This window comes from Vibrio sp. 1159 (assembly GCF_033340395.1).
GTDB lineage: Bacteria > Pseudomonadota > Gammaproteobacteria > Enterobacterales > Vibrionaceae > Vibrio > Vibrio alginolyticus.
In genome coordinates this window covers 1-26,184 of sequence record NZ_JAWOWL010000033.1, presented here as the reverse complement: position 1 = coordinate 26,184, position 26,184 = coordinate 1, and the positions used below count along the sequence as shown (strand labels likewise).

Sequence of the window (26,184 nt, the reverse complement as noted above, 5' to 3'; positions counted from 1 at the left end):
GTCCTTACTTAATCAGAAATTCTGAGTAGCCTTCTAGCAGTTCAGCAACATTGCGGAACAACTCGACTACCTCAAGTAACACGCTTTCAACTTTTGACTCAGAAGATAGAGCGCCGAAAGCGGAGTAATAAAACTGGCCTTCTATTTCTGATTTTCCGACTGCTGTCAGTGGGACTAATTTATGCGTCTTCAAGATGTAATCATCAAGTGCAGCTTGGTCAGACACCTCATCTACTGGAAACAATAGTGACTCAACAATAATCTGCGAACCTTGAACTACTAGTACTGCGTTGATACCAACATCGTTTGTGATGATTAGGCTGTCATCAGATTGAGTCACGCTGAACCCTTCATCTGACTCAAGTAGTGCTTTTGTTACTACATTTAGATCCAAAACTTTTCTCCAGTACAGGTATGTATAGATGTTTAAAATCCGTCACATACGGTTATTTGCTATAAAAATACCATCCGCTTACATATCAATCAATGAAAAGCGTTTAAAGATTAAGTGGTATTATCTCGCTTTCGATAACCAATCTATGTGGTTTATTAAAATCCGCAATACCTTATATACTACATTTACTATTTTCTTGTTATTAATGATTAAATTGTCGGTATTTGCGAATATCACTGTGCTATTTTGATGCCGTAAATCTTGTCAATAGAGATACTATAAATTAACGATCGCTATGCTGTGAGAGACCTCAATTAACTGGTTATTATGGAAAGCAAGGAGACTCGGACTTTGATTGAACAACTAAAAAGTAAGATTCAAATTGAATCAGATAAAATGGAAGACATTGCTAGGCGAACAGCAGAGAAGAACTCCGGAAGAAAGCCGAACGACACTATTAATCATCAAAATCCACCAGCGATAATCCAAGCATTTATAGAAATAGGACGAAATTTAGTAGGTTGTAAGACACTCAATCTGATAGAGAAAATCGTTAATGACATACTCTCAAAAACTCACTTCTAAGTTTTCCCGGTATAAGGTCAACACCCAAAACTATCCAAACATCTATACCTAAACAGGTGAACTATCGTGAGGCTATACCTATACTACTTCTCGATTAAAATGGAGCGTAAATGAAAAGCATACTAAAGTATCCTGGCGGTAAGTCTTGGTTGGCAACTCGTTCAAAAAGACTGATAACTCAACTTGATCCAAAATTTGTCGCAGAACCTTTCTGTGGTGGACTATCGTTCTCACTAAACAATGAGTTTGAGCGAGTTCTTGCTAACGACGTAATTACCCCGCTAATTAACCTGTATCAACATGCACAAAGAGGGTTTGTACCCAATAGAGATGATTGGGAACTCGATAAGGAATTCTATTTAAACATCCGTGAACAGCTCAATAAGCTGATAGAAAAAGGCCAAGCCAATTGTGAATTTTCAGCGGGTGCTATGTGGTACCTAAGCTACCACGGATTTAATGGTCTGATGCGCTTCAATTTGAATGGACGATTTAATGTACCATTTGGCCAATACGACGAAATTGCAGATCCATCTGGCTTTAGCCAATTTTCAAAAGTTACCAGAAACTGGACTTTCACCAATTGCAACTTTTTAGACCTTAACCTGGCGGGAGTCGACCTTCTTCTGGCCGATCCACCTTATGCAGGTACTTTTTCAAATTACTCGGGAAAAGGGTTTAATTTCAATCAGCAAATACAAGTCGCTGACTGGTTGGCAGACCACAGCATGCCTATGATTGCTTGCAACAGCCTCAATCGTGAACTGGCACGTATATATAAAGCAAGGGGGTTCAGCATATACAGAACAGATGTACCGCGGAGTATTAGCCGTAACGGGAAAGGACGCAAATCAGCACCTGAGATGATAGCTTTTAAAGGCTTTGGAAATCGGAAAAAATTTTCGCAGTTAGTAGACAACGTAGAAAGGTGGAGAGTTTAACGGGTAGCAAAGTACAGTCCTGAACCACTTAAAAACAAGCATCCATCGAAATATCATACTTGATGCTAGTGTTCTTCTTACTTGCCTGTTTAATTGCACTGTAACCGTGGTGAAATACAGATTCACCTTCCAAGCTCATAAAATCAGCAAGGCAAATTAATGACACGGCATTGTATCCATCTTGAACGCACTGCGGATTTATCAGGCCAAATGCCGTAACCATTGCTTTCTCTACAAATTCTGAACCTAAGCCTAAGCCTCGATACTCTGGGTGTAGAACAACTGCATCTAATGAAAGAGTGGCAAATAGTTCTGGTAGGTCGTCATCGTGTTCAAAGTCTACGCTAACTAAACATAGGCCGACTAATTGGTCATCAACAAACAGTTCAAAGTTATCTGTGGAAATGAACATATGCCCGTATGACTCTTCACCTAGCATTTCGAGTTCGTTAGCCAGTGTTGTTTTAGCCTCGGAACTGCTGGTGGCATACTTAATTACAGCGTCGGTACCCTCGCCTATTATTATTAGCCCTATGCTATCTGGCATTATGTTTTTATTAAAATTCACTGCGAATATCCAAGAGTTATGTTGTGCTTTGTTATTGTGTGAATGGCTTGAGTTAGAATCGGAAACCGCAGCCTACTTCCAACAAATCGGTCGATTCTGAGGAATTAACATCAGACATAAAGAGGTCAGGCGTAAAACGCTTATAAGATGCGTTGATCAAGAAGTAGTTACTCAGTGCATAGTTGATACCGACACCGTAAACAACGGTCTTGTCATCCGTTGGGTTGATGTTTTCGTTATCACGCTTGGTGACATCTACCGTTTGTTGAATTTGGTGGTTAAGTTCTTTGGTTCTGTGTGTATTTCCGTAGGTGTAGTTAGCTCCAGATAGTTTTGCCATACCAACAGTAGCGAATACATTTAGGCGCTCATTTATGTAGTAACTTGGGCCAACGCTAAACATCCAACCATCGTAGTCAGGTATAGGCTTCTCGAAATCTTCTTTTGGATTACCGTTGAGTTGATAAATAGATGCGTCACCAACTACCCCCCAACTATCAGTAAGTTTGTAACCTAAGCGAACGCCAAAACCTGCACCATCAATGCCGTTATCCATATTCACCGATGAAAGGTATGGCGATGCATAGCTTTTGATGCTTGGGTTGTAACCAGTTGTGCCAGAGTCAGTTTCGTTAGCAATTACCGATACAGAAGTTAGTGAAGTTGCTGCGATTGCAGCGATTACTGCTCCTAGTGCAAGTTGCTTAGTCATTTCCGCGTATCCATTTTATAGCCTGTCTTACGTTCTCAATACTAGTTGTATAGGCTAACCATAAAAACAAAACGCACAATAATTAAAACAGATACATTTATCAACAAATGACCTTCTTCTCTACGATTACTTTTTGTTGGTTGGAATGTGTGCACAACGGTATGCATATGTTAGACATTAAACAGAAGCCAAGCTCCCTTTTTCAACTTTTACAACTCTAAACTGTATGTCTTCCACCTACGCTCGCAACTTTTCTAGATCTATCCAGGTTAGGTAAACTCGGCCTTAAAATAACCAATAAGAAAAAATTTTGATTGCATTTTGTTTATATTGAGCTCAAGTGTAAAGTAGGCATATAAATCATAGACTTTCGTGGCGATCATGGGCTTTAGAGTAAAAAATGTAAGGAATCACGTTCTCTGGGATAAGGAAAATGACGATCGTAATGCATTTACGGTGATCATCGGAAACAATGGTTGTGGGAAAACAGAGCTTTTGATTGATACGTGCAACCAGTACCACAGTTATTACACTAGTGCCTTACTTGACAAGGGTACACATGTAGCATCTGCTGTTCACTATCTCAGACAAGACTTTTCCTCACAAAACTGGAAGGCAGTGGAGCGTGAGTATGGACACCGTTTACCTAGAAAGCTGATTGCAGCCTCCACTAGCCAGTTTGAAAAATTTAAAGATTCTTGGAGCGTCAGAAATGATGTAGTACCTTCAGGTTTCTACGCATATATTGGCTCTAAACCTTATATGCCATCGTTATCTCCATCGACGCGTATTGCATCAAAAGCCATTCAACAGTTGTTGGGTACAGAGTATTTCGAAGAACGAAAACATAAAGCCCTCGTCGGTTTTTTGTCTAAGTTCGATTTTGGACAAAAATTGCTACTTAAATTCGACCTCACGTTCCCTAAAAAAGATCTGGCGAATATCCAAAATCAGTCATCAACAGAGCCAGAAACTCAGTTAATTTTGAAAAATGCCTATATCGAACACGATGAAATGGAGTTGGTTGAGCTACTGAGTTACTGCGAAAAAATTATCGAGGACCCTACATTTGTATTAACAGTAAGTAATCAAAATCTTAAGCTTATACATCTTAACGATTCAAATCCAAAGCCTTTCTCTAAGCTCATCATTTCAAGAGTTCTCAGAGCTGGTTTGATTAATCTTTCAAGCATACAAACGATGAAAGATGTATCACTGAAAAACGAAAAACCTACGGAAGATATCGATAGTTTTGCTATCTCGTCTTTATCAAAGCGTAGTTCTGGAGAACAATGCTTATTTCTATTGTTTATGGGCATTATTTCTTCTATCGAAGATAATGCGCTGATCTGCATCGATGAACCTGAAATTAGCCTCCATCCACAATGGCAGGAACGCTTCGTTGATATATTGAGTGAATCGTTTTCAAGTTATCGTGGCTGTCACTTCCTTATTGCAACCCACTCACCGCTTATCGTATCTGACATAAGTGCAAAGAATTGCTGTGTGTACGACATGGCAACAAATACATTGGTCGATGCGACACCATATGGTGAACGTTCCTCTGACTATCAACTGGCTACGCTATTTCACAACCCAGGTAACAACAACGAGTATCTTTTAAGCCAAGTTATAGAAATGCTGGATAACATTTGCCAGTCAAACGAAATTTCACCGGAGACAAAAGCAAAGGCGCATAGGTTATTAAGCTATAAAGCTCTTTTGCCTGATGGCGATAAGGTAAAGCGCTTACTATCCATTTTAGATCAGACGTTAGAGGGAATTTCAAAATGATGAAACCCTACGAGTTGAGCAAAGAAGAGTCCAAAGTTGTTAAGAGTGTCCAAGATGAAGTTACCTCCCCACAACAAAAGTGGGACGACTGCCGTGTGACGACAATTAAGTCGAACATCAAAAAGCATTACATAGCTGAACAAGATAAAACCTGTGCTTATTGTCGGGTAAATCTGCACACATCTCATGGAATGGTTTGGGATACTGAACACATTATCGACAAAGATAGTTCACCGCAATGGATGTTCGAACCATTGAATCTTTGCGTTTCCTGTAAGGATTGCAATGGCGCCAAAGGCACTAGAACCGTCACAAAAGGAAAAACGTATCAAAGTTTTCCTCGCAAGAGTGCAAATTATCGCATTATTCATCCACATTTTGATGATTATGCTGAGCACATTAAAGTTGCTGTTCCTGGTGCAGTATATCTATACCAAACGGAGAAAGGGCGAAACACAATAGAGGTCTGTGGGCTTCTTCGCTACCACAAGGTAGGTGAAAGAAAAAAAGTAGACCTTGGCCTGAAAGCCGTACTTCTTGCAGCTGCGAATGATCAGAGTCCTGAGATGTTAGACCATGCTGTCGAGGTAATTAAAAACTTAAGGCTCGCGCAGTTGGATATAACAAGTGACCCTGATTAATAGTCACTATCAAATTTAAAGTTAATACGCAGTGTAGCTTAGTTCAGCCTTGATTATTGCTTTATGTATGCTCGGTCTTATCATCAGCCAGTAGACGCCCAATCTCAAACACCGCTGCTGACCGAGTGGACTTCACCGGTTCTATTTTCTGGCCGTCAACAAACCAGTACTTTCCATCTGTACGGATACGTTCAAACAGATAAGACATGTCGTAAACGCGCTCCGGGATAACAGTCCCTTCCCCCGCTAAAATCCCCGCTGTAATAGAGTGGTTTCCCCCATACACAAAGCCGATTCGCCAAGGTAACCATAAGTCAACGGAATGGTTGGTGTGGTCCTGCTTCCAAGGCTTCCCCTTACTGGTACCTATGTGTGTAACGTTATCGATATAGCGTGACAAGTTCCAAGGCCAGGGTAAAACCATCTCACTTGCCAGGGACAATGGATAATCAGCGCCATCCCTTTCGTTCTCTTCCATCTTATCGATAAATAGATACTGAATGAGACCATCAAAGAAGAACTCTTGTGGGTTCATGTCTGGGCGAGAATCAGACCCTTCCTCTGCTACAGCCAACAGAAATTCACTCTGTATAGGCCGGACTATAGCGCGAATGAGTTCTGGTAATGCATTAACAGGTAATCTCCTAGCCACTGACATTAGTTGGTCGTAGTTATTTATTTCAATTCTTGCAGCTGATTTAACTTTCTTATCACGGCTCAGGCGCATCGAAGTACGTAGCCATTTGGGTAGTAGGCTAAATTTTCCGAACATTTTTTATCGTTGGTAAACGGATTAATTACAGAAAAAGGAACCGAGGCTCCTTTCTTCATTTGCTTTAAGATTTCTCTTTGTCCAGCAGCGACAACAATTCTGTCCTTGGCATTGACCTGTAAAAGTACCACCCTTGCACATATCCTTCCCTACAGTTCTCAATGATCAGGTCGTACTCACGTTTTGTCTCGACACCTTCAAACACGACCTCCTTACCAAGATTGGTTACAAGATCCATGACCGCTCTGGCCATACCCTCCTTGATGTCGAAGTTCAAAGCATTCACGAATACGCGGTCAATTTTGATGTAATCGAAATTGACTTCAGTTAACCAAACCAGATTTGATATCCCCGTGCCAAAATCATCTAGAACCACCATAAAACCTAGTTCCTGAGCTCGTTTGGAGAAGTCAGAAATTTCTGCCAACTCGACATCGAGATTTTCGGTAATCTCAATTTTAATTTGACTAGGAGTGACGCCGAGCGAACTGACAACCGCGGTTAAGAAGTCCAGATATTCACGCTCACGGATTTCATAACTGCCAATGTTAATACCTAATGAAAACTCAGGGTCTTTGCGTAACACTTGCGCCATATCAGAGAGCGCTCGTTTCGTGGTGAAGCGCGCTAAATAAGGGTACAAAGACAGCTTTTCAGCAATGCTAATGAATAGTTCCGGTGATACTCGCCCATAAACATCGTCGGTCCACCTTACAAGTGACTCTACGGCCTCTATTTTGCCGTTCCTAATACTAACCAAAGGTTGATATTCCATGTTCAGTGACTGATCACTTAGAGCCTTTCTGAAACGAGCTTCGATGGACTGTCGGTTGGCGATGTTCAGTTTTGATATGTAAGTAATTAGAAAGCACATCGTCAGGATGATTATAACGACGATTATGTTTGTTTGTTCGCTATAGTAAGGAAGCCCAGCCCTATCATTTACCGTTTTGACACAGTAGCTATATAGTGAACTACAGGCATCCGTATTGAGGGAAAATCCAAAGTAGCTACTTCCTGAATGCGGGGGCGTGTACTCGTCAAATACATGGTCCACGGTTTTTGAATAGATCTGAAACTGAAATTGAGGTAGCTCTTTAAGAATGTGTGAGTATGGGGTGGTCAAGTTAACTGCAAAAAAGTTACCTTTAACTGTTATATTGTAATCCGCTGGTACACGATAAAGGTTTTCTTCATTTGAGAAAAATCGGTAGCTATCCAGCACCCCAACATCCTGCGCTTTTATCTTGATCGGTTTTATTACTCCCCAGTTCGCTGTGCAGTGCACCGTACCGCGGTCGATAAAACCTGCGTCAAAAACATCGGAGTGAGCCTGGACAAGTTCACGTAACGTATTGATATGGTCATTTGTGCAGGTAAAGTCATCCAGATCATTTGCTGCTGATAACACCGTGATTAACTGGTGTGTGACCCTTTCCGTATTTGCTAGTACCTCAGATGCAAAATTCTCCTGCTCCACCTTCTGCAGTTCATACGAGAAGAATGAAGCCACGCTCAGCATTACAGTAAAGGCCAGCAAGAAAATGCCACTCAGCTTCATTTTCACTATCAATTTCAAATCTTCACCCGCCCATACGGAATATATCGCTACACCAATCACATATAGCCACTGAGAATATCAACATAACTAATATTCGCATACTGCTTATGAAAAATGTTTAGGCACTACGTAAACCGTAGTATCATGGGCGTATTAAAGCTCATCGGTCTGAACCCGCTATAGAAAGCAGCATCTGTGCAACGTACAACATCACTGAGCACACGAAATTCGAAGCTTGTTTAAAAGCAAGCTCGCCGCTAACTATCAAAACTGAAAAAGAGAGTAAATCAAAAAAAACAACTGCAAAAATCGGGGTATCGCGTATGAAAAAGAATCACTTCAAACAGAAACTCACAGCAGCTGCACTCTCCCTAGCGTTACTAGGAGGTTCTGAATTTCAGATTCAGACCCATGAGTTTTAAATAAAGACAAATTTAGTCAAGCTATCCCAACTCAGAAAAAAACCGAGATATACAACTCGGTTTTTTTCTCTTCTTTTCCAGTGGCGAGTTTTCTAATTTCAGCGCTTGCTGTTTTTATTCGCTTTTCGGTATTGAAAGGTCTTGAATGCGAACCAAACCACTTTGGTTGTTAGGTACACGTAAAACGTTAACTGAACTGCTGTTAAACCAAAGGCATTGCTGTAAGTCTCTAGTTGATTAATGAAGCTCTCTGTTTGTGCAGCATGCTCAGGTATCACGTCAGGGTTTGGCATCAGAATTGTTTGAACACATTCTGGTGCATTATTGTAGCTAAACTCATCCTTAGAGCTGGTCACTTGTCCTGCCTTTGCAGCATACGGAAAGAGACCTATTACGGCATCTATCAGCCAATTTAACATCACCGTCAGTAACAATGTGAACGCTTCTTTAGCTCCCCAAAGAAACAAACAAGCAGGTACCCCTAAGTCATTTTTTTCTTTGCTTTTAACATAGAGGGTCACCACTACATAACAGCATAGAAAAACGATAGCAGCCCTTACTGATTCCACCTTAAGACCAACAAAAACTGCGAGGCCCAAGTTTATGAAGAAGTCGATGAAACCTAACATTTAAATCCCTCATAGAAGACCTTTTCATTCAGTGCATATGGCAATGTCAGAAGGCCACTATTTTTTATCAGCGTATGGGCCATACGCGCAGCTACGCCCGACGGATGTAATGGCATTAAACGTTCCGCCATCTCATCAGCCTGCCCGTCCTGAAAACTACCGATCGCAGTCAAAAATCGGATAAGTGACTTCGGATCGATTAAACGCCAAGTAAATTCGGTTGGGGAGAATAGCGTTTGGCCATCATCGTTGCTAAAACCAACTTGCTCAGTCGCCAATATGTTGTGATGCGAGTTTTTAAATGCAACGACAGCTGGTATGAATTGCATAGTTTCATCGAAGACTGCCCACATGGTTTTATCGTTTTCAGCCAACATTGATGCTAGAGAATATAAACGTTCATCGTCATACCCCTTACTACTAAGCCAATCAATTTCAATGAATGTGATTGGTGTTCCTGTTGGTGACGAAGGCATATTATTGCAATCTAAATCTACCTTGATGTGCGTTACCGCGTCACTTTCAAATAGGTCCGGGCGGTGTTTAACTAAATTCTCAAAAAGTGACGGTAAACCAAACACCACAACAGGAATTTGCATTACTTTGCTGTTTGCCTCTGCGTATTCCACCAGCCATTGAGTAAGATACAGTGTTTTCCCCGTGTATGAGCCACCAACAATTACTTCAAGCGAACGCGAGTCTTCATTTGCTAAAATGAGACAGAAACTATTCACCATTTGGGCGACCATTTCTAGTTCATCGGGATTACGTGGTAATTCCTTGAAGTACTGGCTCATTTCTTTCAGTACAAGGTTGAACAAGTTTGATTCGAACTGGCGGTCCATAAACGCTGGGTAATGGGTGCCCGCTACGGTTTTAGCATGCTTGATAACTGCGGCGTGATTGTCATAACCAAGAGCTTGAGCAAAGATATCACTCGTTAATGCCAAACTTGGCTTAAACTGGAAAGCTAATTCCGGCGTCGTTTCTACACCAGGATGAGCTGCTTGATGACTAAGAAACCCCAAAAGTGATTGCAACGATAAAACATCTCTAGAGAGTCTAAATAGATTGTCTACAGAGACAATCTGACGTGTATAAGAAGTCATGAAAAATGTCCTTTAATTAAAACACTTGGTAATGCTCACACAACTACGCAGTCGCACAACTACGGACATGTTGAGATAATGCGGCCATCGGCGCACTTAGAACGATGCTGTACCGATCACTATCCATATCCAAGAAACGATTTGCCATGCTTATCACGGCTGCGGGGGTCTCTTGTTTAAGCATTTTCGCTAAGACGTTTCTGTCGCTAATGACATCGATGAACAACTCAGCGCATACTTCTTTTTCTGTCAAAGCTTCAATGCAGAGGCCGAGTTGTAAGGCAAACTCAAATTCCGACTGTGCGGTGTCGGCCTCCTGCTGGAAAATGTTGAATACTTGGTGGCGATACCACGATTTTACTTTGTCGTTATCACTGAACGGGCGGCATCCACCGAACCAATGGTTTGATTTGAGTAGACGCATGGCTTCAAATTCTTCACCCAGCCTATCGATCTTACACATATACTTTCCATCGGAATCCGGGAGAGAATCATTTACCGATACCCACTGCCCGAATTGCTTGTGGTAAGGGGTCATTGGGGTGCCTCGTGATAGTCAGAGAGATAAAGAGAATGTGCACCATTAGAGATTAACGCATAGCTAAACATCAAACTTACCAAATCCTCTCGGCAATCTGCAGCTGCTTGGCTGTCGGTTTAAATTCATCACCCAATAGCTTCGCCAGTTTCCTCTAGGTACTGGAGAAGTATCCAAAAGGCCCTTTTCAATATCAGAGAGGTGTACCCGGACAAAATTAGTTGACGAATTCCCAGTTGAGTCAGTAGTGCAAACTGGACTCTGCTGAATGTTTTCCACTTGCAAACTTTCTACAAAGTCAGCTATTTGAGGCCATTCTTGTTCAAGAGTTTTTCTATTTGCAGTCATCTAACTGTCCTTAAAGTTCAAAAACATCTGTCCGTTGTTCAACCACAGGTGCTTTCAAACAATGTTCGTTTCATAAATCAGTTTCTTGTCGCATAATACATCAATTGTCTTACATGTTTAATATCGAGCGTTAAATAGACATGAAAAACAGGCCATTTTTATTATTTACAACAAAACTCAGGGCTTACAGGCATGAGTAACGTAAAGAGTGGTAAGATATAGCTGTACGAATTAACAGGTGAGAAAGCGTTGAATATAAGACATTCGATTCCGTTACCTCCTGCGATGCCACTATTTGGCTCGGCAGAGGAATTAGACAACCCTAGCCCATATATTAACGAGTTCGTGGCACACTTGACGATCAACATTGTTGAAGATGCTGGCGAGTTATACGAACACGCCATAGCCTGGCTTTCAGAGCAAAAAGATTCCTATAACAACTTCAAAGCATACCGCGCTGAAATAAACACGTTTCTTCATTGGTGCTGGTCAGTCCAAGGTATGCCTGTTTCGATGGTTAACCGTGCCAGAATGCGCGAATACATTGAATGGTGTGAAAACCCGCCAGAAGAATTGATCGGTACTTACAACGCTGCTCAGTTCGTCTATAACAAAGGAATTGGCGAGAACGTGCCTAATTTCAAGTGGCGCTTATTCCGTAAATCAAAACCTAAGTCATCAACGTCTGACATCAACGAAATCAAATACAAACTCTCTGCCAATGCTGCACATCAAAAACTCAGCATCTTGAGCCTATTCTTCCAGTATTTAAATGCCGAAGAGTATTGCGACGCAAACCCAGCCGCGATCGTTTTGAAATTTGGTAAATACAAAGCCAAGTCTCAATCAACCGCAGCCGGTGAAGATGACGACGAAATGAAGTTTTTTTCCGATCTGCAGTGGTCATATGTCATGGATACCGTCGAAGAGATGGCGCAAGAAGATCCACAGACCCATGAGAGAACTCTGTTCCTGGTTAAGCTATTGTACGGCACTTACTGCCGTATCTCAGAAATTGGAGCTCGACCGGGCTATGCGCCGGTTATGTCCCAGTTCCGAAGAGACAAAAAGACGGGTTACCTTGGCTTCTTTATTCCAAAGTCCAAAGGTGGCAAACGTCGAACTGTGGCAGTATCTGACGAGCTTAAGGACGCATTGATCAGGTACCGGACTTTCCGCAAACTCCCTGAAATGCCAAGCCCGACAGATGACGAACCCCTCTTTGTCCGTCACCGAGCTGCATCTCATGGCCGCGAAGAAGGTATATTGAATGCCAACTTAGGTATTCGACAAATCAGAGAAATAATACAAGAGGTTCTCGATAAAACTGCAGAGCGATTTGAAACGGATGGATTAATGGAAGACGCGGCAGAGATAAGAGTGCTGACTGTCCATAGTATTCGACATACTGGTATATCTCATGACATCGCAAATGGGCGACCTTTGCAACACGTCCAAGCGGATGCCGGTCACGAGAGCATTGATGTGACGTCACGTTACCTACACACAACAAGAGCTGAGCGACATCATAGTGCTAAAACTAAGAAGTTGAATCCACTTGATTAGGAACGCTTTTTGTTTGGTGTAATCTGATCAACTTGTGTATACACAGTTAGGTCACTGTCTAGTAACTTAACTGTGTAGAATAAAGTAAGTACACTTACGATTGACGAAGGAAGCGAAAATGAAATTCGAATGGATGAAAGAATTAAATGAGTTCATTCTTTCAGTAAATGATTTTCTGCATAACGAGGAAAACCATAACCTTGTACAGTACCCGAGCACTGCACTAAATACTTGGGATACAGATTCTATTTCAATAGAGAATGACTCTCTTCTTAACTCGATTTCTGGCACAGCAAACATTTACGCTATCTTCGAGTGTAAAAAAGAAAGTGGAGAGACAACCCTGAAATACATTGGGAAAACAAGTCGTCATCTAGCAAGGCAACGGCTGAGAAATCATTTGATTAAAAAGCACTCTGCCACAGGTGCAAAGTTAAAAGAGGTACAAAAGTCAGTTCGTGAAGGTAACTTAATCAAAGTGGCTTATCTACCCATTGAGCCAGAGTCATTGAGAAATTATGTTGAAGAAGAGCTGATTATTTTAAACAAGAACGCTGTATGGAATCGAGAAAACGCAAATCAAAAATAGGTTTATGTTTTTAAACCTACCTCAAAAATGGCTCTAACTGGCAGTTTATATACGCTCGACTTCCAGTTTCATTTCACTTAAATCCAATTCCTGTGTCACTATAATATTGAAATGCCTATCAGTAACAACGGTTTCACCACTTTCAATATCGACCTTCAATCCTAAAGCGGTATCATTGCTCACCGCGTAGCCTTTCATACTGGCCGACCGATCACCACATGTCATAGAAAGAAACTCATAATTTACACGGTGAGTAAATTTATCAAGCTTTGCGGAAAAGGTATCGAAAAAGCAGTTTTCTGGAGAGTGACCCAGCAGTTTGTTTACCTTTACGCTATAGAGGTTTCCTAGTTCGGCAGCGATCATGTCGCCCTCATGTATGACAGTATTGTCAGCTAAAGTGATAGTTTCAAATTCCTTATTACATCCAAACAGAAGTAAAAGAACTAATAAGCCGACATTTTTTCTTTTCACTATGGTCCCTAAAAGTTTACATCATAGAAATTTTATAATTCTTAATTGACGGATACGAATCAACCGAACAAGCCAACAAATGGAGACTTTGGTCTTTTAACTTTATCAAGTTGAATTCCTTCAGTCATCTACCGCATTAGCGATATTCGATAAAGTAACCGATTGATGTAGCTCGCATTGTGATCTCTAACATAAAAACACCTATCATCTGCAATGGCGCCCATATTACGAATAAATACTGGCTGCATATCTAAGCTATCGGTGAGAAAATTTACGGGGTAAATACAATTTTTTTTGAATTCGTAGTCATTATTATGAATACACCAACATTTTGACCACCATAATTACAAAATCCATTACACTTAATTTTGAGAAATTGAGCATTGAAATGCGCTTGCTTGAAGACTTACAGTGGTTCTCATCAAAGAGCAGATTAAAACCCATACTACGAATACATTGTGAGGAAAAAATGAATAAAGCTGTCGGTGTCATTCTATTAACATCACTACTAGGGGCATGCAGCACGTTTAGCACTCCTACTAATTACATCCTGGACACATCAAAACTCAAGGGTAAGGGTTTGACTGAAGACTGCACTATCCTTGTTGAGAAATCGAAACTCACTGCTCAACATGACCAAAAGAATTGGCAATTTTTCCATGACTGCCTAACGAAGTATGAAAGGCTACCATCCAATACCCCGTTCCACTGGACCACTGTGCTTCATCTACCAGAAGATAGCAGGTTGGTGGGATACATTTTCTCGAAAGACCGGTTAGACATCACCCAAGATGAAAAGCTAGATCATTGGTCACAAACAGCCTTAAGAAATGGAGCTAATTACTTAGTCGAGATTAATCCAGTCGGATTAAGTGATGGTGTTGAAATGATTGCGGTATATCGGGGTGAAATTGAATAGTTTTCTGATTGGAAAAAGTGCACCCACCACTCAAAGAGTGGGTGCTAAAGTAGAGAGTCTATCCTCTAATAAATAAGTAATGAATAAAATACGAGCCTGGTATCAATTCGTTTAATGAGTTGCCTATGCAATCGCAACACAAAGCGAATACTACGATATTAAAACTTAGCGTTCAACTATTATCAAAACCCTATCGTGATCTTAATTCAGTAAATCAATATGAACCGTATAGTATTCGCACAACAATTTCCGACACTTTCAATGTCCTATCTTCCTGTCTAGGCAATTTCTACTTCTACTAAGAAACTGACTGTTCATGCCAAACATCTATTTTTTAAGTACATTACTGAAAAATGAACATATAACGACCAATAAAACTAGATTTATTTGCAGTGAAGTATGAAATTCATTTAATGGCCTTGTGCAATTTTATTTTTCGGTGATCATACAACTTTCCGTCAAGTTCAATAATTGACGTTATTGTTAGTAAAAACAGAGCATTAAAATAATGAAACTCAAAAAACTATCCTTTGCATTGCTTAGTGCAAGCATCCTCTCAGCCTGTGGCGGTGGTGATAGTAGTAGTGACAATTCTACTACCGATCCAAACGGAAACGGCGGTGGCACCGTAGATTCAAATTCATGTATGACACTTGCATCCGAGAAGCTATGTGTAAGCTCTGAGTTCGCGGCGCAATCTGGTGACCGACTATACATCCCAATCATTGGTAACATACCAGAAAATGTTGATCTCTCCTGGGGAATTACAGACTCAGGAGTCTTAAAGGCTCCTGTGTTAAGTAAAGTGTCGAAGGGGGCATATGTTGTCGCACCAGTCTCAGATTCTGGCGGGAATTTGAACATTGAAATCAGGGGTGAAACAGATGACCAATCCGAGCAAGGAACAATCAGTACTACCTTATCTGTGGCTGGTGGTAATAACCTAACATTGAACGGTATCAACACCATCACAGTAGATGAAACCAGCCTTATGACTGTCGAATGGTTGGCAGCAACAGACAACGCAGGTAATCCGGCATCTAATCCAGAGTACACGCTTACTGTCACGCGCTTAATTGATGGGGAACCATCAAACGACATTGATACCCTAACCACTCTAACTACTACAGAAAGTACAAGAGTTCTCCCAGGTGAAACCTACCGCCTAGAGCTGTCGGTAAAATCTGACTCTGGGGCAATCACATATTCTGAACACTACGACTATGTGGTAGCCGACAAACTGCCTGAACTAGCAACTTACGTAACCGACAGCAACCCTGATGCTTACAGTTATGATGATGGCCAAATCATCGATCGTGATGGTACATTCATGATTGTGCGTGAGACCCAAGACAGCACGAAAGCTTTGGTTGAAGCAAAAGAATATGAACTCTATTCACCCGATGCTCCGCTCGTAGTATCACTTCGCATTAAAGATATTGATGATGAATCTCTAAACACTTTAACTTCACGTATTCGTGCACAATCAGTTACCCACCAAAATAGCTTTACAGTTTCGGCTCCTGATGTTTTAGCTACACAAGCAACTGGATCAGAATTTAAAAAATGTGTTGAAGTGAGTAATGGTTACCTGAAAGCTTCGGCATGTTCTCCTATCAAATTAAGCTCAGTGCTCTGTAGTGCTCGTTTTGAATTATCAAGCCGCCCAAAGACTACTGTCTCGTGTAATTACTCTGGTTCTGTAGACCTGAAAGCGGAAGCATCTGCAAAAGATTTACAGTTCAACGCGTTTTGGCCACTTCCAAAGATTGATCTGCCAGTGAAAGGCACTGTACTTAAACTTGAACCTAATGTGGGCTTGAAAACAAAGATTAGCGTTCCTATGAAAGTCACCACAGAAGTAGGTATTAAAGCTAACGCTGATGCAAGCTTGGTAGCTTCTTACGGAAGATACTTCCAACCAACATTAGAAGCGTCAATTGACTCACACTCAAAGATTACTCAAAAAGGTGAAGAGTTATTTAATATAGAATTAGGTATCAACACCTCAACAGATGAAATTAAAACTCAACTCGATACAAATTTAGGAGTATTTCCAATTGCAAAAATTGGGGATTCAGTTGAAGTAACAATCGAAATTGCTGGCCAAGTTTCCACTAAAGCCAGCTACGTTCAGTTAAAAGGTGGAGCTTCTAGTCCGGCGATTCCTGCTTTTTCAACCATTGATGCAAACATGGGAATGAAAGGGTACGTGGCTGCTAAAGCAAAAGTCAGTGCGTTCAGTGGCACCCTATCTGGCCTAAACGTAGAATCTTCATTGAATTTCGACTCGCGTACTTTCGAACTTTATGACCATCCGGATAAGGTAACACTAACTGTGTACGAGACTCGTCAGTGCGTAGGAAGCAGCAAATACACAGATCCTGATATTCCAGTAGTTCTTCCAGAGTACGGAGAGTTGAGCTATGGCGAAAGCTATGGCTACGGATTCAAACACGAAGAAAACTATACTTTCAGTAACATGGGAGGATTCAGTTTAGTGTCTGTAGAATCACTCGACTCTACATTAAACGCATCGAAAATTGGTACCAACGGTGCCTACATGGAATACGAAGACCGCCCAGCACGAGAAGATCGTAAAGCTAAAATGCTATTCAAATTTCAGAATACAACCTCAAGTTTTGGGGCATTCTTCCCAACCTATGGCCTTGATGAAGTACATACTCGCTGGTCCTCAAACATGCAATATCCTTGGGTATGTTGGGGCCGCGGCTATAACAAAGAAGAAGGTAGAGGCAGTGCGAACCTGACACTTACTGAGTTAGCCAATATGTTAGATAAACACGACTAACAAAAAACGTCATAGCCATGCATTAACTAGCATGGCTTTTACTTTGATCTTTAACTTCTAACATCCCCCCTTCTTCAATTAAATTCATTTTAAACATCAATTTTTAATATTGTAGTAGTTGTGTTTCTTGGAAAATTAAAAACTCATACAGTACGGACTAAAACGTTCTGATACCCCGAACAGGTAGCTGTTTATACCTATCAAGCTACATAAGTCGTGCACTAAACGAACCTGGCATAAGCAGTCAAAGCCACCAGCAAACAAACACATAAAAACTAAAGTTTTCATGCATTCTATCAAATTATTTTGATTACCTTCGTTAATGACATTTATCGAAGGTAATAATGTTCAGCCCTCGGCGCGTGATAAGTGACAACGTAACTTTTTTATAAATTAGTGGTTTGAGCAGAATTATACGCAAAAAAAAGCTCCCAAATTTTGGGAGCTTTGAAAAAGGAAACCTAGTACTTAGCTAAAAATATCAACCCGGCGCGAAAATTTATCGTCGACCAACAGTGGCACGTAATCAAAACCCTTCTTATCGTCTTGGTTCCAGACCTTATACTCAGAAATTTCATCACTCTGCATGCCATAACCCAATTCCTTCAATGTCGGGATGATTGTTAAATCGTAAACAGTCATATCGGATGCAGTCAGCCAAACATGAAGATCGAGAGACTTTGTGAGTGCGTACCCTTCATTCACAATCTCCTTTAACTTTTTCTTGTTCAACTGATAGATGTTATGTCCCTTGTATAAGATATTCCCTACCGTTAGTCGAAGGTCTGCAATAGAGCAAACAATTTCGCCCCCCTTCCAATTGTCGACAAACTCTTTAAATTGTTGCGACACTACATGACATTGAAATGAAGGGTCTTTGCCTATTAAGTGGTGCCTATCACTCAAGAACATATCAACCATGATATTGATGAATTCATGAGTTTTAGCATTGAATTCATCGTCCTGCATAATTCTAGCTGCATGAGGATTTGCTGATTTGTTTGTTACACTATCACTTCCAAAGAGCTCGTGGCCGAACTGGATAGCTTCTTCAAATTGTTGCTGGTACTTAGACATTTTGTGCCCATCCGTAACGAAAAGTATCGAGTGAAACTGGAATACTGAAAACTCCAGAATTACATTCTTTTGAGCATATTCTGTAGATAACGAAACCGGTATGCAAGGATACCGAGATGAAGATAGTAATGTAGAGTGGACGGATTGGAAATAGTTTAACCAATCAACATTTGAACTCGAACCAGAGCCGACAAATAGTCTATCTTGCTATTAGTCAAAGCGTATCATTTCGAGGTTATGTTTAATTCCTCTCCTAATACGTGGCTATGATCTATCGATGGTCACGTACTCCAGAATAATAAGCCGATAAATGGTGAAAAATCATTGCGTGACACCGTAACCAATCATTGCCACCTTTAATTAGAATTACATTTAATCTGTCGGAAAATCATAAACACTCATTTAAAAAATCAAATGATAAATTGGTTTTTAAAATCCTTCGATATGATTAGAAATATTTAGACGAACACAAACCCGTGATCGGATTACATTTAAATTAGATAACGATTTTGTTGATCTGGTGATATTTTATGGCTCTTTTAATTGTCTGATCATATTACACCCTATGGCGGGATTACAAAGCTGGGTGATAATTTTCACTTAACTTAAACGGCAAATGCCATATTTTAAATAGAGGTAGACATGATCAAGTTTAATTTAAGTAAATCAGTTATCGCAACAACCATCGCTATTTTCTTCAGTGCATCAGCTGTAGCTGATGTAATTACTATCGATAGCTGCGAGTCACTTGAACTACTAAGTGAAAATCCTAGCGGAACATTTCAGCTTACATCTGACATCGACTGCAATGGACATGAATTACCTAGTTTGGGGATCTTTAAAGGTACGCTCGATGGTCAAGGATTTAACATCAACCAACTTACAATCATAGGAACAGACAGTAATGTTGGTCTTTTTGAGCAACTAAGAGGCTCTGAGATTTCTAATGTCACGTTTGATAGTGCTGAGCTCTCTATTGCCGAAGATGTTAAAACCATTGGCATCCTCGCAGGTCGAGCATATGATAGTCAATTAACCAATGTTCACGTTAACAACAGTGTTATTGACGCTCCTTTTGCAGCGAGCCTTGGTGCAGCAATGGTGTTGGGTACTACTGATGATACAATTGGGACCAACATAAGTGTCAGCAATTCAAACCTGAATGTTACTTCAACTGGTGCAACCGGTCAGTTATTTGGGAGAATCAAACATAGTACGTTTTCAACCGTCATTCCGCAGCTAATTCCAGAATTTAAATAGTGTGATCTAGCGATCGTTTGTTAATAAAAACCACGACACCATCTTGACCGCGATCGACAGTTTTGATCTATTACTGCTATTTGACGGCCTCAAAATATGTCTACCCAGCCTGTTATTAAACGCTTAGATCACCTTGGTCTCATTGCCGCCTTTTGTCACGAAATTGGCCTGCCACGGATGATAGATGCCGTTATCCCAAAATATTCTGACCACCATGTTTCTCATGGTGACGCGGTATTGGCCATGCTCCTAAATGGACTTGGCTTTCATAGCAGAACATTGCACATGTTCTCGGACTTTTTTAAGACCAAGCCTGTGTCTAAGTTACTCGCCAAAGACATTGAAGCGCACCACCTTACTGATGATGTACTAGGCCGCACCTTAGATGCTCTATACAAAGCCGATGTCTCAGCGCTCTATCAGGTTATTGCTGAGCGTGTTGTTGATAAACTGGGCTTGACGACGGATTCTGTTCATCTTGATATCACTAGCTTCCACGTCGATGGTGAGTATGCACAAGATGAAAACACCAACGTCATTAAGCTTGTAAGAGGCTACAGTCGGGATCATAGGCCAGAGCTTAACCAAGTCGTGCTTGAACTCATCTGTGAAAACCAAGCAGGTATTCCTGTTTACATGCAAGCACTGAGTGGCAACACCAACGATGCCAAGGCATTCGCTGAAGTCACTAAAAGACACATACATTGCCTAAAAGCCGCGCAAAATAGTCGTTACTTTATCGCTGATGCCGCTTTGTACACCGAAGAAAGCATCTCCTCGCTAGATGAGCAAAATCAAAAGTTCATTACCCGTGTACCCATGACCATCAAGCTCGCCAAACAAGCACTGCTTGCGCTAGAGCCAGAGCAATTGAGCGCTATCGGTCATGGCTACTCAGGGTGTTGGGTAAACTCGGATTACGGAAAGGTCAATCAACGTTGGTTGCTCGTTCACAGTGAACAAGCCACCAAGCGGGAAGAAATCACTTTCTTCAAGAACTTAGAGGCAAATATAGCAAAAGAAATCAAAGCGCTGGGAAAGCTAAGTAAAAAACCATTCGCTTGTGAAGTTGACGCAGAATTAGCGTTTAACGAGTTCAAGAAACAATGTGACTTATTAGGGTTTGAACAAGGCACTCTCATCAAACTGCCGACTTACTCTCATTCGGGCCGCCCAAAGACAGATGAAGCGCCGACAGGATACCAATACTTTATCGAAGCCGCCCCCTTCACCGACCTGGAAAAAGTAAAACTGGCTAAGCTCAAAGTAGGCATGTTTATCCTCGCGACAAATGACACCGACAATGAAGCACTCACCATGACGGCTCTTCTAGAACATTACAAATCGCAACAAAAAGTCGAGCGCGGCTTCCGCTTTCTAAAAAGCCCTGAGTTTTTAACCTCATCGATCTTCTTGAAAAAGCCTGAACGCATTGAAGCGTTGCTAATGATAATGACGTTGAGTTTGCTTGTTTACGCCAGTTTAGAACACAAAATCAGAGAGCAACTCGCACAAACCGAAGCGTTCTTCCCAAGTATGGTAAAGAACAAGACGACAGCAAAACCGACGGCACGTTGGGTCTTCTTGCAGTTCGAAGGTATTGATACGTTAGAGATCAACGGCCAAAGGTTCATCACTGGACTTCAAGAGCATCAAACACAACTACTCAAATTACTCGGTAGATTCTATGAGGTAGTTTATTCCTAAATTAGCTGCGGAATGTCGGTTAAAGCTTGTCATCTGATACAGCAAATGACAACGCCCTTAGTTAGGGCGTTGATTAGTTTATCGTCCGTCAATAACCAATAATTCACATGGATTTAAATAGACAATTCCATAATGGAAATAATTGTTCAAAACCGGCATTGTGAAAAAGAAGAGCCCGTAGAGTAAAAGTAACGAAACTGACCGTATGTTATATTCTCTCACGACTGACTTAGATGGTTTATTTTTGAAGTCACCTCTGTATCGCCCAGCATAGAGAATTGCACACAATAAGATTGGCACAACCACGGACAAAATATCCCCACCTGGACCTGGGCCTCGCCCACTCGTAACACCTATAATTTGAACGTTAGGCTCGTATAGTGGTGAGAAGCACAAGGCAATGAAAAAACAAAGTGCATGAAAAGCAAAATTGACGCTTTTCTTTTTCCCTTCCTTTTCCATATACCGAGATTCAACACCGAATAAGATCATATGGATTATTGATTTAATTTTACTTAACATCTTCTACCTATTCAGCTATCGACCGCGTGGTTAAAGATACAGCTTTTGTAGTCGTCACCTGCTCCGCCACTTTAAATCTATAATGTTTAGGCGGCGTACTTGGCTCTAGATCATTACCTGATTGATAGTCGCCAGAAACACTTTCGACGCCTTGAAATCTGATGGAGTATGTACCAATACCATCAGGAGCATCCAAACCAATAAGTGTTGCTGTGTGATAACCAGCTGACAGGTTTAACTCGAAAGTAAAACAGTAGTTACTCCATGTTGTAAATGTCTGACCTACACGGATGCCGTCTATATCTAACGCGTAGTTGTCGTCTTTGGCCCCGCCGTTGTCACAAACGATAGCCGACACATTACTCGACAACACTTCTATCGAACTCGCATTAGACCATTCAGCATTTTGACCGAATTTAGTATTTCGGACCTTTATAGTATGCTCACCAGTTTCAAGTCCAACCGGTAACCTAAATAACAAACTCGTCTCTGATGCACTTGAAACTAGTAGTTGTGTTTCATCATCTAGCATGATCTGGTTGTCGCTACTGATTGTGCTGAAGCCATAGCCATTAATCATGAACTCATTTGACTGACTACCTTCCACTGCCTCAATGAAATCAATATATGTTTCGTTGTTGACGACCTCTATCGCGTCATTCAATGTACTCGAACCGGCTTTATCTTCAGCCGAAGTAACCTCAATGTCGTATTTTGTCCCTTTGATAAAAAAGCTCTGTGGAGCCATCGCCCATATTTCGCTACCGTCGTCTTCAATATGATATGGTGAAATTTCTTCTGTTTCACCGGTAGTATTGTTGGTAATTTTTATGGTTGGTTTGACAGGAGTCGAATACCAATGTTCTTTGTATTCGTACATCCCCACACCTTTAATTACTACGCGTACTGGTTCTTCAGGCTCAATGAGCTGTCTTGGCTCTACGCTTTCTATCTCAATTGGAGCCGTAACAGTAAAGTCGATTACTGTGTCACGGTTGGCCATATCATAACCGTAGTTAGCTAATTCTAAACCAGTTCCCGCAACAACCGTTCCAGTATGCACTGCCGTCCAGACCTGCCCAAAAAATGGAACCGCTTTAACTGCATTCTTTTTAATTAATTCGCCAGCATCAAATGATGAGCGCAAGACTTTTTCGACAAAAAGCTGTGAGAACGTGCCATAAGAAAGTACATCTTCATAAAGTTTACGTTTAATGGCATCTCTTGTCGGCTCCCATTGCTGGCCACCTGTTGAAAAAGCAGCAATTTCCGTCAGAAACCAAGGAGTTTCACTTAGAACCGTGATTAGGTTTTCCGCTTTTGTCGGTTGCAAGCCAATAATATCTAGAGCTCCATTAAACACTGGAAGTACTAGAGATTCAGAGATTGATCGCATTGCAAGCAACTCTCGAATTCTCTTCTCATTTTTGCTCAGCATTGCTGGAGTCAGTTGGGCGTCATATGACACGTCATAACCCGGCGTTAAAATGCGTACATTACCTGATTTGTAAGCTGAAAAATCTCCTTGATAGCATTTGCCGCGGCCTGCCCAGTACAAGTATGAGGACTGAGGCCCAACAAAACTCTGACTGAATAAGCTATCACCAAATCCACACAACGGCGTTCCACTGTCATCTGCATACTCAAACGCTACGAAAAGCTTGGTGTCGTTATCAACGATGACTTCCCCCCCTTCTAGTTGTACAGTGAATCCATCAGTTTCACCCTTTGGGTAGACATCAACTTTTTGTGTGGAAATATTACTCTGAGAACTTGGTAATTTTTGGCTAACTGCAATTAACGCATTTCTATATTCATTTGTTGAGTACAAGTCGAATTTAGCTAAGTAAGCAGCATCATTTCTTAGCTGCTGGTAGACATACTCACCTAGTGCTTGAATCTCAGGAAGCGCGAGTAAATCGTTGTAAACCGTGAGCGCATCTGCATCTTGTACCCAGTCTTTGTTCATTACCGTCCATAGTAAACCAAGACCAGTAGTACTGCTGTTTAACGTATAGTTATTTGCGGCCGGGATAGTCGGAAGGTAACCCACGACTTTTATCGGCTGATCGGCTTTTTCTAATGTCAGTGTTATCAAATCACCGGATACGGATGACACATCAATATCAGTGTTAGCCGAACCAATTAGTGTTTCATCACCTGGCTTTGTACTTGCGTATAAAGCACTTCTATCGAGACCTTCCACTTCATTAACAACAAACTCGATATTTTGTTGGTCTTCATAATTTACGTAGAACGTCGATGTTCGACCATCTAGATACTCTATGTATGAGAATCCTTTTGTGAAGTTGTTTGGTAAGTAAAAACTAACCCGAGTATCGTCGCTTGATCGGGAATTATCGTAGTCGTATTCGCCACCATCCCATTTCAGTGTGAATGCCTGGTTAAGATTGACACCATTAAGAGTAATATACGAACCGTTGAGACTTACACTGGATACAAATAGCTCACCCGTATCCCGGAAATTCATACCGTATTCCGTCGACGCGGAGTTACCATCGGTAACAAACAGATTCACCGATGAACCTAATGGACCATCGTCACAATTGAAAACAATATCATCGTCAGACCATGTGAATGGAATATCAACCTTTTGGCTGGTGGATGATCCTTTTGCAATGAGTAGTGTGTCTTCTCCAAATGGAGTCGAGTCAGATAAATCTAGAGTAAGTACCTGCCCCTCTCTACATTCACGAACCAATTGACCATCAAAACTAATGCTATTGATCGTAATGGGATTCTGCACCATTAATGGTTCGAGCGGTGTATCCATAGCCGGATCCATTGAGTCATCTACACCATCATTATCATTATCGAGGTCAAGAAAGTTCGGTATGGAATCACCATCGCTATTAACTGGAGTTCGTGGGTCATCACCAAATTCAACACTGTCGGTTATGCCATTATTGTCAGAATCAAGGTCGAGATGGTTGGTATAACCATCTTTATCTACGTCAGCTGCAGTGTTAAGCATTTCTACAGTGTCAGAAATATTATCGCCGTCTGAGTCTAAGTCCCACCAGCTCGGTAATCCATCATTGTCTGGATCCACGTCGTTATCCAAACTGCCATAGGCTTCGACATGATCACTAACTAAATCTGAGTCAGAGTCGGCATTGTTGGGATTACTATCAATCGCCAACTCAATTGCATCAGACAGACCATCATGGTCAGTATCGATGTACCCACTGACAGAATAAGTGATGACATCACCATTCTCAGGTTGAGTTAAAACGAGGTAGTAGGTACCTTCCGTCGCATTTACCGCGTTAATCAGAATTTGAGATTTAGATAATTTTTTCAGGCTGTAGGAAATAGGATTGCCACTGCCATCGACTAGCAATAAATTACCTGAGAATTTGTCACTTCCAAACTTAACGTTGAAGGTTAATGCACCCGTAGGAAGACTTAATCTAAAATAGTCCTGCTCATAGTTCGTTGCGCTTGATAGCGTACCAGTTAACTTGAACGGAAAGTCAGAAATCGTTTCAGCTACATTGATACCATTATTTGAGCTCGATGTTTCTCTTTCCTCATAGAGTGGAAAATCACTCTTAGAATCGTCAAATGGATACTGGTCTAGTAAATCAGGAACACCATCCTTGTCTTCATCTGTATCGTGATAGTTGCTAATGCCATCACTATTGGTATCAGAGTGCGATGCTTTATCATTTGGGAAAAGGTCGTTTTCATTGAAGAAGCCATCACCGTCAAGATCGTTATCATTCGAATCAATTACCCCATCACCATCGAGGTCTTCAACAACTGATATCTTGTGACTACTGGTACTTGTAACACCCTGTTCATTACTCACGGTCAGTTCAATTTCATACTCTCCAGGAGTATCAGCAATAAAGCCTGTCGTTGCAGAGCTGGGAGATGTAATCGTGTATTGTGCATTCTTAGGTGCTGTTGTAACCGTCCAGCGAGGTGAAACTCCTAAGGAGCCATCCGATGCCATCAAACCTATATTGTATGGTTCTGCAGCTGGGTACGCTGTCGCTACCGCTATCATGCTAGTACCGACAATGTTGGAGTTAGCGATGAATTGTTCCGATTCATTTCCTCCTGGTTGCTGTTCTCCCTCCCCTACAGCATCGTTGTCTGTTTGGCTTTCGCCACCATTACAGCCTGCAAGCAGTACCGCTGTCCCTATTACTGGTATAAGTTCTTTAATCACTGATATTCCTCCATTTTCAAGGAAGAATTTAACAGTGTGGAAA

At 41.2% G+C, this 26,184-nt stretch carries 22 protein-coding genes; 10 read left to right on the top strand and 12 right to left on the bottom strand.

Annotated features, from left to right (window positions below; translation table 11 throughout):
- Positions 1 to 4: 4 nt before the first annotated feature.
- Positions 5 to 394: a DUF2170 family protein gene (locus R7127_RS20650; protein ID WP_318148496.1), complete on the bottom strand. Its 390-nt coding sequence runs from the start codon at positions 392 to 394 to the stop codon at positions 5 to 7.
- 351 nt (positions 395 to 745) lie between these two features.
- Here R7127_RS20650 and R7127_RS20645 point away from each other — a divergent pair, with 351 nt between their 5' ends.
- The gene (locus R7127_RS20645) at positions 746 to 979 is read left to right on the top strand and encodes a hypothetical protein (protein ID WP_318148495.1); all 234 of its coding nucleotides are present in this window, start codon (positions 746 to 748) and stop codon (positions 977 to 979) included.
- A gap of 110 nt (positions 980 to 1,089) precedes the next feature.
- Positions 1,090 to 1,920: a Dam family site-specific DNA-(adenine-N6)-methyltransferase gene (locus tag R7127_RS20640; protein WP_318148494.1), complete on the top strand. Its 831-nt coding sequence runs from the start codon at positions 1,090 to 1,092 to the stop codon at positions 1,918 to 1,920.
- 28 nt (positions 1,921 to 1,948) lie between these two features.
- On the opposite strand, the gene R7127_RS20635 is transcribed toward R7127_RS20640, so the two are convergent.
- Both R7127_RS20635 and R7127_RS20630 read right to left on the bottom strand, forming a co-directional pair.
- Positions 1,949 to 2,488, bottom strand: coding sequence for a GNAT family N-acetyltransferase (locus R7127_RS20635; RefSeq protein ID WP_206953928.1), 540 nt, complete (start codon positions 2,486 to 2,488; stop codon positions 1,949 to 1,951).
- Positions 2,489 to 2,540: 52 nt separating this feature from the next.
- Positions 2,541 to 3,200 carry an outer membrane beta-barrel protein gene (locus R7127_RS20630; RefSeq protein WP_318148493.1) on the bottom strand — a complete coding sequence of 220 codons (660 nt, stop codon included), beginning with the start codon at positions 3,198 to 3,200 and terminating at the stop codon, positions 2,541 to 2,543.
- A gap of 381 nt (positions 3,201 to 3,581) precedes the next feature.
- Here R7127_RS20630 and R7127_RS20625 point away from each other — a divergent pair, with 381 nt between their 5' ends.
- Both R7127_RS20625 and R7127_RS20620 read left to right on the top strand, forming a co-directional pair.
- On the top strand, positions 3,582 to 4,994 hold the full coding sequence (locus tag R7127_RS20625) for an AAA family ATPase (RefSeq protein WP_206953930.1): 1,413 nt from the start codon (positions 3,582 to 3,584) through the stop codon (positions 4,992 to 4,994).
- Positions 4,991 to 5,635: a hypothetical protein gene (locus tag R7127_RS20620; protein ID WP_206953931.1), complete on the top strand. Its 645-nt coding sequence runs from the start codon at positions 4,991 to 4,993 to the stop codon at positions 5,633 to 5,635. Before R7127_RS20625 ends, R7127_RS20620 begins: the two co-directional genes overlap by 4 nt.
- Positions 5,636 to 5,696: 61 nt before the next feature.
- Here R7127_RS20620 and R7127_RS20615 read toward each other — a convergent pair whose 3' ends face one another.
- The 6 genes from R7127_RS20615 to R7127_RS20590 form a co-directional block, all read right to left on the bottom strand.
- Positions 5,697 to 6,293, bottom strand: coding sequence for a DUF6710 family protein (locus R7127_RS20615; protein WP_373896981.1), 597 nt, complete (start codon positions 6,291 to 6,293; stop codon positions 5,697 to 5,699).
- A 178-nt stretch (positions 6,294 to 6,471) separates the two neighbouring features.
- On the bottom strand, positions 6,472 to 8,028 hold the full coding sequence (locus tag R7127_RS20610; RefSeq protein ID WP_318148492.1) for an EAL domain-containing protein: 1,557 nt from the start codon (positions 8,026 to 8,028) through the stop codon (positions 6,472 to 6,474).
- A 460-nt stretch (positions 8,029 to 8,488) separates the two neighbouring features.
- On the bottom strand, positions 8,489 to 9,019 hold the full coding sequence (locus R7127_RS20605) for a hypothetical protein (protein ID WP_318148491.1): 531 nt from the start codon (positions 9,017 to 9,019) through the stop codon (positions 8,489 to 8,491).
- Positions 9,013 to 10,128: a hypothetical protein gene (locus tag R7127_RS20600; RefSeq protein ID WP_318148490.1), complete on the bottom strand. Its 1,116-nt coding sequence runs from the start codon at positions 10,126 to 10,128 to the stop codon at positions 9,013 to 9,015. Before R7127_RS20600 ends, R7127_RS20605 begins: the two co-directional genes overlap by 7 nt.
- A gap of 43 nt (positions 10,129 to 10,171) precedes the next feature.
- Positions 10,172 to 10,591, bottom strand: coding sequence for a hypothetical protein (locus R7127_RS20595; protein ID WP_206953937.1), 420 nt, complete (start codon positions 10,589 to 10,591; stop codon positions 10,172 to 10,174).
- A 138-nt stretch (positions 10,592 to 10,729) separates the two neighbouring features.
- Positions 10,730 to 11,014 (bottom strand): hypothetical protein, encoded by a 285-nt coding sequence (locus R7127_RS20590; RefSeq protein WP_318148489.1) that lies wholly within the window; start codon positions 11,012 to 11,014, stop codon positions 10,730 to 10,732.
- A gap of 249 nt (positions 11,015 to 11,263) precedes the next feature.
- Here R7127_RS20590 and R7127_RS20585 point away from each other — a divergent pair, with 249 nt between their 5' ends.
- Positions 11,264 to 12,580 (top strand): site-specific integrase, encoded by a 1,317-nt coding sequence (locus tag R7127_RS20585; RefSeq protein ID WP_318148488.1) that lies wholly within the window; start codon positions 11,264 to 11,266, stop codon positions 12,578 to 12,580.
- A 118-nt stretch (positions 12,581 to 12,698) separates the two neighbouring features.
- The gene (locus tag R7127_RS20580) at positions 12,699 to 13,169 is read left to right on the top strand and encodes a hypothetical protein (RefSeq protein WP_318148487.1); all 471 of its coding nucleotides are present in this window, start codon (positions 12,699 to 12,701) and stop codon (positions 13,167 to 13,169) included.
- A gap of 45 nt (positions 13,170 to 13,214) precedes the next feature.
- On the opposite strand, the gene R7127_RS20575 is transcribed toward R7127_RS20580, so the two are convergent.
- Entirely contained in the window at positions 13,215 to 13,643 is a 429-nt protein-coding gene (locus R7127_RS20575) for a hypothetical protein (RefSeq protein ID WP_318148486.1), read from the bottom strand.
- Between the two features lie 580 nt (positions 13,644 to 14,223).
- Here R7127_RS20575 and R7127_RS20570 point away from each other — a divergent pair.
- Both R7127_RS20570 and R7127_RS20565 read left to right on the top strand, forming a co-directional pair.
- Positions 14,224 to 14,562, top strand: coding sequence for a hypothetical protein (locus R7127_RS20570; RefSeq protein ID WP_318148485.1), 339 nt, complete (start codon positions 14,224 to 14,226; stop codon positions 14,560 to 14,562).
- Between the two features lie 508 nt (positions 14,563 to 15,070).
- Positions 15,071 to 17,374 carry a hypothetical protein gene (locus R7127_RS20565; protein ID WP_318148484.1) on the top strand — a complete coding sequence of 768 codons (2,304 nt, stop codon included), beginning with the start codon at positions 15,071 to 15,073 and terminating at the stop codon, positions 17,372 to 17,374.
- Positions 17,375 to 17,842: 468 nt separating this feature from the next.
- On the opposite strand, the gene R7127_RS20560 is transcribed toward R7127_RS20565, so the two are convergent.
- Positions 17,843 to 18,451 (bottom strand): hypothetical protein, encoded by a 609-nt coding sequence (locus tag R7127_RS20560; RefSeq protein ID WP_318148483.1) that lies wholly within the window; start codon positions 18,449 to 18,451, stop codon positions 17,843 to 17,845.
- A 642-nt stretch (positions 18,452 to 19,093) separates the two neighbouring features.
- Here R7127_RS20560 and R7127_RS20555 point away from each other — a divergent pair.
- Together R7127_RS20555 and R7127_RS20550 are read left to right on the top strand one after the other, a co-directional pair.
- Positions 19,094 to 19,711 (top strand): ZmpA/ZmpB/ZmpC family metallo-endopeptidase-related protein, encoded by a 618-nt coding sequence (locus R7127_RS20555; RefSeq protein ID WP_318148482.1) that lies wholly within the window; start codon positions 19,094 to 19,096, stop codon positions 19,709 to 19,711.
- Positions 19,712 to 19,807: 96 nt separating this feature from the next.
- Entirely contained in the window at positions 19,808 to 21,418 is a 1,611-nt protein-coding gene (locus tag R7127_RS20550; protein ID WP_212660420.1) for an IS1634 family transposase, read from the top strand.
- 529 nt (positions 21,419 to 21,947) lie between these two features.
- On the opposite strand, the gene R7127_RS20545 is transcribed toward R7127_RS20550, so the two are convergent.
- Positions 21,948 to 26,141, bottom strand: a complete 4,194-nt coding sequence (locus tag R7127_RS20545) for a hypothetical protein (protein WP_318148481.1) — start codon at positions 26,139 to 26,141, stop codon at positions 21,948 to 21,950.
- Positions 26,142 to 26,184 lie beyond the last annotated feature (43 nt).